The organism is Flavobacterium sp., assembly GCF_035292545.1.
GTDB lineage: Bacteria > Bacteroidota > Bacteroidia > Flavobacteriales > Flavobacteriaceae > Flavobacterium.
Map to the genome: position 1 here is coordinate 1 of NZ_DATDPV010000074.1, position 9,535 is coordinate 9,535.

Below are 9,535 nucleotides of genomic sequence, written 5' to 3' on the forward strand. Positions count from 1 at the left end.
GTAGTCACTCCACTCCCTCTCAAATCTACCGAAACGGTAAAAGCGGTTTCCATCGGATCGGTATTGTTGTTTACCATTACATGCAGCCCTAATTCTTTGCAACGACTTTCTGTCAAAGGAGCGCAAATTAATCCTCTGCCGTGAGTGGCCATGAAATTAATCATTTCTGGAGTTACTTTTTCCGCAGCGGCGAGAAAATCACCTTCATTTTCTCTGTCTTCATCATCAACAACAATGATGATTTTTCCTTGGCGGATGTCTTCAATTGCTTCTTCTATTGTATTGAGCTTTAGGGTATCGGGTAACATATTGATTAAGTTTGTGATGGAAATAGTTTTTGGAATAATTTTTGAAAGGGCTGCAAAATCACATCCATATTGATTAATCCAATATCATTTGTAGCTCTGTAAGTTAATAAAACGGCTAATGGAGAAAGTATAAGTGAGGACATCCAGGCTCCAAAAAACGGTGATATCCCATCTTCCTGAGCTAATTTTTTTCCAAAAGTATTGATAAAATGAAACGTTATAAAAATTAAAACCGCAAAAACAATTGGTAAGCCAAGACCTCCTTTTCGAATGATTGCACCTAATGGAGCTCCAATAAAAAACATGAGAATACAGGCATAGGTGATTACAAATTTGTCATATAAAGCCAACCAATGATTGTTGATGTTTTTTCGTTTATATGCCATTTCATCTTTTGAACTATCAATAGAAAAACCAGTACTGCTGACATTACTTTTGGCTATTTGCAAAATTTTCGTTTTCTCAGTATTGGTATATAGTGAGAGTAAATCTCCTTTTATATTGTTGCTTTTTATAGTTGAAATTGACTTGTTAACGTTTGTGGCTCCAGTTCTTTGATATATGTTTTCCGCAAATGAAGCCAAGTCTTTATTATAATTTTTATGCAACGAATCAAGTGTATACCCTAACTCGTTTACATTCAGCATTGTATTTGTATTGGTAATATTTTCATTATCACTCACTTTGTTTAAAATTGACAAATCGAGATTGATAATATCTTTTTTGAAGGAAGCTTTAGCAAATGGGATTTTCTTTCTCTCTTCGTATTTCTTCGGAACTATATCTTCATAGTAGTATCCGTTGTGCAAAACAAGTTTTAAAATATTGGAGTCTTCGCTACTGACTAATTCTCCGTTTTTTGCTCTTATGACAGTATTAACACCAATACCTTGATCAGATTTCTTATGAATAGTCACACCCGTTAGGGAATTGCCGTTTTCTCCCGACTTCTTATCCACTTTAATGCTATAGTTTCCAATATCACTAAATTGTCCCTCAGCAATAGCCATTGCTGGTTTTCTTTGGGCTATATTTTTTCTGAAATTAATAAACTTGTATTCGGCATAAGGGATAACATTATTTGCAAAAACAAAGGCCAAAACACTCAAAAACAAGATAAATATTGTCAGGCTTTTCATAGCTCTTTGTAATGATATTCCGGAAGATTTCATTGCGGCAAATTCGTAATTTTCGGCAAGATTTCCGAAAGTCATTATCGATGCTAAAAGTATCGATAACGGTAATACCAAAGGAATAATTCTCGGCATAGAGAAAAGCAGGAATTTTATAATCAACATAAAATCCAAATCTTTACCGGCCAGTTCCGATATGAATAACCAAACGGTTTGCAGTATGAATATAAAAAACAAGATTACAAATACCGTAGTAAATGTAATCACGAATGTTTTTAGAAGGTATTTGTCAAGAATTTTCACTTCAAATTAATCTAATTTGTTGATGTAGTAATTTGGATATTTACTCTCAGCAAATATAAATTGATTTTTTGACAATGGCTGATTGGTTTTAAAAGAATTAACAGTCAAAGTAGTTTTTGTTCCGTTCTTTCCAATTTCAATCAAATTGTAAATATTTTTGGTCTGAATATCAATACCTAACAAAATTTCTCTTCTTTGGTCTCTAGAACTAATAGGCACCAATTTGATATATTGAATCTTTCTTCCTTTTACATTTTGAAGAATATCCCAACTGTATTTATAGCCATTATTAAAGAAAGTAAGCATTTTTGATGGCGTAATCGAACTATCATCTTTCTCGTTTAATTTTGAAATCGAAACTTCTTCATCTTCAGGATTAATGGTATAGGTCTTTTTTCCGTCATATATTTTGGTAACGCCCATTAAGTTCAATACATACATATTGTTTTTCATGGTTACATTTCCCTTGCTGTCCTGATTGATATTTTCTTTGGCATTGTTCAAAGAATATTTGAAATCGATTACTATATTTTCGTAACTTTTTATTTTTGAGGTAACTTCATCAAGAAGCCCTTTTGCTTTTTTATCCTGTGCCTGAGTGGTTAAACCAATAAGCAGTAATAATGTAATTTGAATAAAATTTTTCATTTTAAGATTTATTTTTGTTCATTGTTAAAAAATTGATCAAGAGACGTCAAATCAGGTACGTTTACGCTTCTGGCTTTGCTTCCTTCAAATTGACCTACAATTCCGGCAGCTTCTAATTGATCTATCAATCTTCCTGCCCGGTTGTAACCCAATTTTAGTTTTCTTTGCAAAAGTGATGCCGAACCTTGTTGTGCAGTGACAATAATTTCTGCGGCTTCCTTAAACAAGGAATCTCTATCGGATATATCCATATCAAGACTTATGCCACTTTCTTCCCCGATAAATTCCGGAAGCAGGTAAGCGTCTGGATATGCTTTTTGTGAACCAATAAATTCCGTGATTTTTTCTACCTCCGGCGTATCTATAAAAGCGCATTGTACACGCACTACATCATTTCCGTTTGTATAAAGCATATCGCCTCGTCCAATCAACTGATCGGCGCCTTGTGTATCCAAAATAGTTCTTGAATCAATTTTTGAAGTTACTCTAAAGGCAATTCTCGCAGGGAAATTCGCTTTTATCAAACCGGTAATCACGTTTACGGAAGGCCTTTGTGTGGCAATAATCAAATGTATTCCAATGGCTCTGGCCAATTGAGCCAGTCTCGCAATAGGAGTTTCGACTTCTTTTCCGGCCGTCATAATCAAATCGGCAAACTCATCGACCACTAGTACTATATAAGGTAGAAAACGATGTCCGTTTTCAGGATTCAATTTTCTCGATTTGAATTTATCATTATATTCCTTGATGTTACGCACCATAGCGTCTTTCAGTAACGAATAGCGATTGTCCATTTCCACACAAAGAGAATTCAATGTATTGACAACCTTGGTATTATCCGTAATAATAGCATCGCCTGAATCAGGTAATTTAGCTAAATAATGTCTTTCAATTTTATTAAAAAGAGTCAGCTCCACTTTTTTCGGATCCACCAAAACAAATTTTACTTCTGCCGGATGTTTTTTATAAAGTAACGAAGTCAAAACCGCATTCAGTCCAACCGATTTCCCTTGTCCGGTTGCTCCAGCCATCAAAAGATGGGGCATTTTGGCCAAATCGACTACGAATGTTTCATTTGAAATGGTTTTTCCTAAAGCAATCGGTAATTCCATTTCGGCTTCCTGGAACTTCGCAGAACCAATCACGCTTTTCATCGAAACCATTGTAGGGTTTTTGTTTGGCACTTCGATACCAATCGTTCCTTTTCCTGGAATTGGTGCGATAATACGAATACCTAATGCAGATAAAGACAACGCAATATCGTCTTCCAAACTTTTAATTTTTGAAATACGAATTCCAGCTTCGGGAACGATTTCGTATAGCGTTACCGATGGACCAACGGTGGCCTTGATTTGTGCAATTTCGATTTTGTAGTTGCGAAGTGTTTCTACAATTCGGTTTTTATTTTCTTCTAATTCTTCCTGATTGATGGTGATTCCGCCTGTGGAATATTCTTTCAACAAATCCAAAGTTGGAAATTTGTAATGAGATAGATCTAAAGTCGGGTCAAATAATCCGAAATCAGCTACCAAACGGGAAGCTAAATTTTCTTCGACTACATCTTCTTCGTGTGCTTTTTCAATTACAAAAGAGTCGTCATTGGTAGTGATTATTTCAGGTTCAGGTATTGCAGGAGTAACAGTCATTGGAGTTACTTTCAAAACCGGACCCATATTAATTTCCGAAGGATTATTGATGGTTGGTTTTAAGTCGTCACGATTAATCTCAAATTGAGAAACAGGTTTTAATGTCGGTTCTTCAAATTGCTCGCTCTCCTCTTCGTTAACTGCAAATTCTTCTAAATTATATACGCTGTCTGTCGAAGGAACTCTTATTGGAGTTAATTCTTCATCAATTTCTTTTTTGGTACTTTCAAAAAATGCTTTTATGGCGTCAGGGGATACTTTTATTTTAAAAATCAGATAAATAACCAGACCGAAAATCAAAACCAAAAGGGTTCCTGTTTTTCCTATATAATCTTGTGAAAATAAATTCATTTCATAACCGATGGTTCCACCTAATTCGGGTAGAGATGTCGCGAAAAAACCAAGTAAAACGGATAAAATAACAATAACGAATAAGTCCCAGAACCAAATACTTTTTAATTTTTTCACTGAAATATCCAAAACTAAATAAGCACCCGTCAGGAAAAATAATTTTACGAATAGAAAAGAAGCGGCTCCAAATCCCTTATAAATGAAAAGGTCAGCCAGAAAAGCACCAAACTTTCCCAACCAGTTATTTACCGATTCTGAACGGTCTGACAATTCATTAACAGCGCTTTGATCCTCTTGTCCATGAATGAAAAAGGAAATAAAGGCAAGTAATAAGGCAATTGAAAATAAAACAAACAAACTTCCTATAAGAATTTTGTGTTGTCGACCTATCTTCCAAGGCTTTTTTCCCTCGGAATTGCTGTCATTTTTTTTATCAGATGTTGCTGCTTTTATTTTTTTTGCCATTCGAGATTGTGATAATTGCTATAAAAATAGAAAATTAAAATTGATTTTATACAATTATAAAAATTTTGGAACATAAATGATTAAACCAATTGCAATGGCTGCCATAGCTGCAAAAAAAACAGCGCCTGCGGCAATGTCTTTAATAAAACCAATTCTTTCGTGATAATTCGGGTGAATAAAATCGGCCATTTTTTCTACAGCCGTGTTCAAACTTTCAACACCAAGTACCAATCCAATTGCTAAGGTTTGAAACATCCATTCCGTCGCAGTAATATTGAAATAAAAACCAGCAATAGTTAGCAGAATCGCAAGCAAAAACTGAACCATTATACTGTGTTCAGTAGTAATAAGTTTTACAGCGCCTTTGAATGCGAAGTTGATACTTTTAAGTCTGCCGGCAAAAAAGGTACTGTCTTTTTGGAATTCCATCATCAAATATTAAAGTGCAGCTAAAGCGGCATCATAATTCGGTTCATCTGCAATTTCAGCAACTTGCTCTGTGTGTGTAATTACACCATTTTCATCTATAACAATGACTACTCTTGAGTGTAATCCCGAAAGAACACCATCAACAATTTCTAAACCATAGTCCTTACCGAAATCCCCAATATTAAAATCAGAAAGATTAATGACGTTTTCAAGACCTTCAGCACCACAAAAACGTTTTTGGGCAAAAGGTAAATCTCTTGAAACGCACAATACTTTTGTATTGGCTAATGTACTTGCCTGCTCATTAAATTTTCTAACGGATGCTGCACAAGTTCCGGTGTCAATACTTGGAAAAATATTTAAAACCAATTTGCTTCCGGCAAAATCAGCTAAAGTAGCTGTTGATAAATCGGTTTTTACTAATTTAAAATCTACTGCTTTTGAACCTATTTTCGGTAATTCACCGCTAGTATTTATTGGATTTCCTCCTAAAGTTATTGCTGCCATTTTTGATAATTTTTTAGGCATCAAAAGTATGAAAAATATATTTGTGAAATTAATTTAAAAAGAAAAACTCTCCTAACGAATCAGAAGAGTTTTTAAATGTATGCTTTTTAAAATATTACTTGTCAATAGATCCTAAAACACGTTTCATAAAGGTATTCAACGCTTCTTTTTTGTCCATTCCTCCTTTAATCATTTTATGAACTTCGAGTGCACCATACATATTGGAAATTAGTTCGCCAATAACATCTAATTCTTCATCTTTCAGGGAGGGAATCTCGGTTAAAGCTTCCAAAACCTCAATAGTTTCAATAAGATAATCTTGGTCATTTTCCTCAATAAATTGATTCAGATGTTTGATAACTGGTAATTTCATAATTATTTGATTTCGTTTACCAATACAGCTAAAACTTCAGCTTTGTTGGTTTGAGTTTCATTCAATAACTTTCCGTTTACAAAAGTGGCAAACGTTGGTAAATTAGAAACATTTGCCAATTTTCTGGATTCTGGCGAATTTTCGGCATCAACCAAAACAAAAGCCATGTTCTCGTTTTCCAGAGCCATCTTTTTGAATTTTGGCTTCATAATACGGCAGTTTCCACACCAGGAAGCTGAAAACTGAACTACTACTTTTTCGTTTTTAGCAACTAAATCCTGTAAAGTGTCTTCGTTTAATTCGATCAACATAGTTTTTATTTTAAAATTAGTGAGTCCCTAAATATTCCGCAGTGCTTTTTCTGTCAGCATGCATAGCATCTTTTCCTTCTTCCCAATTGGCTGGACAAACTTCACCTTTGGTTTGAACATGAGTATAAGCATCAACCAAACGCAGATATTCGTTTACGTTTCTACCCAATGGCATATCGTTTACACTTTCGTGGAAAATTTTACCTTCTTCATCTACTAAATACGTTGCTCTGTAAGTCACATTAGAACCTTCAATAATGATAGAATCCGTATCATCACTATAACTTGTAGATTCAATATCAAGAATTCCAAGTATATTTGATAAGTTACGGTTGGTATCAGCCAAAATTGGATAAGTTACCCCCTCAATTCCACCGTTATTTTTGGCAGTATTTAACCAGGCAAAGTGCACTTCATTGGTATCGCAAGAGGCACCAATAACAATTGTATTTCTTTTTTCAAATTCTGGAAGAGCCGCTTGAAAAGCGTGTAATTCTGTTGGACAAACGAATGTAAAATCTTTTGGATACCAAAATAATAATACTTTTTTGTTGTTTTTTGTAGCTTCTTCAAAAATGTTGATTTTCATGTTATCACCCATTTCTGAGATAGCATCAACTGCAATACTTGGGAATTTTTTTCCTACTAATGACATAATTATGTGTTTTATTATTAATGTTATTTTTTGATAGAACAAAAATAAGCAATAAGGAAGTGTATCTGCTATCAATTTCAATTATATATTTTTATGAAGTGATAGTTTTTGGTTATTTAAAATGGTGATTTTATTTTTTGCAGACAAATGCCCATTTATACAATTGGTTTTATATATTTGTTTTTGCTAAAAAAATACAAAATCGGTAGCTATATTCCGAATATTTACCATAAAACTAACACTTTAGAAGAAAAATTATTTATGTCCTTTTCAAAATTATTTAGAAGAAAATCAACTACGACAATACTGCAACAAGGCAGTGATATAGAACATTCTGGACTCCACAAAGTTTTAACGGTTCGGGATCTTACTTTTTTTGGGATTGCAGCCATCATCGGTGGTGGAACTTTTAGTGCTATAGGAAATGCATGTTTTTCCGGAGGTCCCGGAGTTGTGATACTTTATATTATTTGTGCTATTGCTTGTGGTTTTACCGCTATGTGTTATGCCGAATTTGCTTCTCGTGTTCCGGTTTCAGGAAGTGCTTATACATATGCTTATGTCTCCTTTGGTGAATTATTCGCATGGATTATCGGATGGGCATTGATCATGGAATATTCCATCGGAAATATCTATATTGCTTTTTCGTGGAGTGGTTATTTCACAAATTTATTAGAGACTTTCCAAATCCATTTACCCGAATGGCTGACTATAAATTATCAATCGGCCCATTCTTCTTTTCTCGAAAATAAAGCGGGAGAAGGATTTAATGCCTGGCAAAATGCACCAATGATTGGCAGCTTAAAAGTAATTTTTGACATGCCCGCTGTTGTAATCAATTTGCTGATTACTTATTTGGTCTATAGAGGTACAAAAGAGTCGAGAAACATTAGTAATGTAATGGTAATGATCAAGTTGGTGATTATTGTTTTGGTAATTGTTGTTGGTGCTTTTTATATAGATATTGACAATTGGACTCCATTTATGCCAAATGGTTTCAAAGGCGTTATGGGAGGTGTCTCCGCGGTTTTCTTTGCTTACATTGGTTTTGATGCCGTCTCTACTTTGGCTGAGGAAAGTAAAAATCCACAACGCGATTTACCACGAGGAATGATCTATTCGTTATTGATTTGTACTGTTGTTTATATCATTTTAGCTTTAGTAATTACCGGAATGGTCTCTTATACTTTATTAGGTGTAAGTGATCCTCTTGCCGAAATATTTGCGCTAAAAGGAGTGAAATGGATGCTATTCATAGTTTCAATAGCTGCAGTTGTGGCTATGACCAGTGTAATGTTGGTTTTCCAAATGGGACAGCCACGTATCTGGATGACCATGAGCCGTGATGGATTAATGCCAAAGAAATTTTCTTCAATTCATCCAAAATACAAAACACCTGGTTTTGCAACTATTATAACAGGATTGGTGGTTGGAATTCCTATTTTCTTTACCGATGAAAACTTCGTATTGGACTTTACCAGTATTGGGACTTTATTTGCTTTTGTTTTGGTTTGCGGTGGAGTTTTAATGTTATCTCCTCAGAGCGAAGAAGAATTAGCTGAACGAAAAACCAATGGAAAATTCAAAATTCCATATATAAACTCAAAGTTCATTTTTCCTATAATTGTTGTAGTTTCGGCTGTTTTAATACAGTATTTATTTCCAACTTTCTTTACAGATACTTTCAATTTTTCTGAAGAGAAGATTGCAACGAATATCACGATGGTAATTTTCTTTATCCTATGTGTGGTAATGTCAGTCGTGGCTTTCCTTAAAAACCTTTCATTAATCCCGTTATTAGGCTTAATATCCTGTTGTTATTTACTAACAGGAATGGCGGTTTCAAACTGGAAATGGTTTGGCGTTTGGTTGTTGATAGGATTGGTATTTTACTTCATCTACGGTTATAAAAACAGTAAATTGAATACTCAAAAATCATAAAATATCTTAAAACTAAAAAATTAAAATTCTCAAGTTAAAAACGTTCTGAAATTCGATTTCAGAACGTTTTTAACTTGAGAAATATTCAAATAGGAGTATAACTTTAATTACATCAAAACCCCTAAATAAATAAGGTAATAATCCACTATTACAGTTGAATGAAACAAATATTATGTGATAACTGCACTGATTTGATTTATAATAGCAATTCCTTTTTTAGCCTAACTCTAGGCTTTTAATAAATAGAAGCATAACTTTTTACTAATAAGAATGCATATGTCCAAAATTTATAAGCCTGTAAAAAATTAAACTTCCATTACTATAAACTACGGAAAAAACGAAACCGTCCACGGATAAAACCAAAGCCAATTTTAGCAATAGAATTGGCTTTATTTTTTTGGCATGTCACCACCTCCGCGAGCTCCGGTGCTGTCGGGCTGTGCGCTATATCTTTGTTTTCTTAAA

At 34.1% G+C, this 9,535-nt stretch carries 10 protein-coding genes; 1 reads left to right on the forward strand and 9 read right to left on the reverse strand.

Annotated features, from left to right (window positions below):
• The 9 genes from VI621_RS13070 to VI621_RS13110 form a co-directional block, all read right to left on the reverse strand.
• Positions 1-308, reverse strand: a 308-nt coding sequence (locus tag VI621_RS13070; protein ID WP_324218849.1) for a 3,4-dihydroxy-2-butanone-4-phosphate synthase, incomplete at its 3' end; no start/stop codon positions are given.
• A 5-nt stretch (positions 309-313) separates the two neighbouring features.
• Positions 314-1,744, reverse strand: coding sequence for an LptF/LptG family permease (locus VI621_RS13075; protein ID WP_324218850.1), 1,431 nt, complete (start codon positions 1,742-1,744; stop codon positions 314-316).
• A gap of 6 nt (positions 1,745-1,750) precedes the next feature.
• A complete protein-coding gene (locus VI621_RS13080) occupies positions 1,751-2,392 on the reverse strand; it encodes an outer membrane lipoprotein carrier protein LolA (RefSeq protein WP_324218851.1) in 642 nt (213 codons plus the stop codon).
• A gap of 8 nt (positions 2,393-2,400) precedes the next feature.
• Positions 2,401-4,854, reverse strand: a complete 2,454-nt coding sequence (locus VI621_RS13085) for a DNA translocase FtsK (RefSeq protein ID WP_324218852.1) — start codon at positions 4,852-4,854, stop codon at positions 2,401-2,403.
• A gap of 54 nt (positions 4,855-4,908) precedes the next feature.
• The gene (locus tag VI621_RS13090; RefSeq protein ID WP_324218858.1) at positions 4,909-5,283 is read right to left on the reverse strand and encodes a diacylglycerol kinase family protein; all 375 of its coding nucleotides are present in this window, start codon (positions 5,281-5,283) and stop codon (positions 4,909-4,911) included.
• Between the two features lie 9 nt (positions 5,284-5,292).
• Positions 5,293-5,790, reverse strand: a complete 498-nt coding sequence (gene tpx / locus VI621_RS13095; RefSeq protein WP_324218853.1) for a thiol peroxidase — start codon at positions 5,788-5,790, stop codon at positions 5,293-5,295.
• Between the two features lie 115 nt (positions 5,791-5,905).
• The gene (locus tag VI621_RS13100; protein ID WP_324218854.1) at positions 5,906-6,163 is read right to left on the reverse strand and encodes a DUF6952 family protein; all 258 of its coding nucleotides are present in this window, start codon (positions 6,161-6,163) and stop codon (positions 5,906-5,908) included.
• Between the two features lie 2 nt (positions 6,164-6,165).
• Complete coding sequence (locus tag VI621_RS13105) at positions 6,166-6,474, reverse strand: thioredoxin family protein (protein WP_324218855.1); 309 nt, start codon at positions 6,472-6,474, stop codon at positions 6,166-6,168.
• Between the two features lie 16 nt (positions 6,475-6,490).
• On the reverse strand, positions 6,491-7,129 hold the full coding sequence (locus VI621_RS13110; protein WP_324218856.1) for a peroxiredoxin: 639 nt from the start codon (positions 7,127-7,129) through the stop codon (positions 6,491-6,493).
• Positions 7,130-7,390: 261 nt separating this feature from the next.
• Between VI621_RS13110 and VI621_RS13115 the strand changes: the two genes are divergently transcribed.
• The gene (locus VI621_RS13115; RefSeq protein ID WP_324218857.1) at positions 7,391-9,070 is read left to right on the forward strand and encodes an amino acid permease; all 1,680 of its coding nucleotides are present in this window, start codon (positions 7,391-7,393) and stop codon (positions 9,068-9,070) included.
• Positions 9,071-9,535 lie beyond the last annotated feature (465 nt).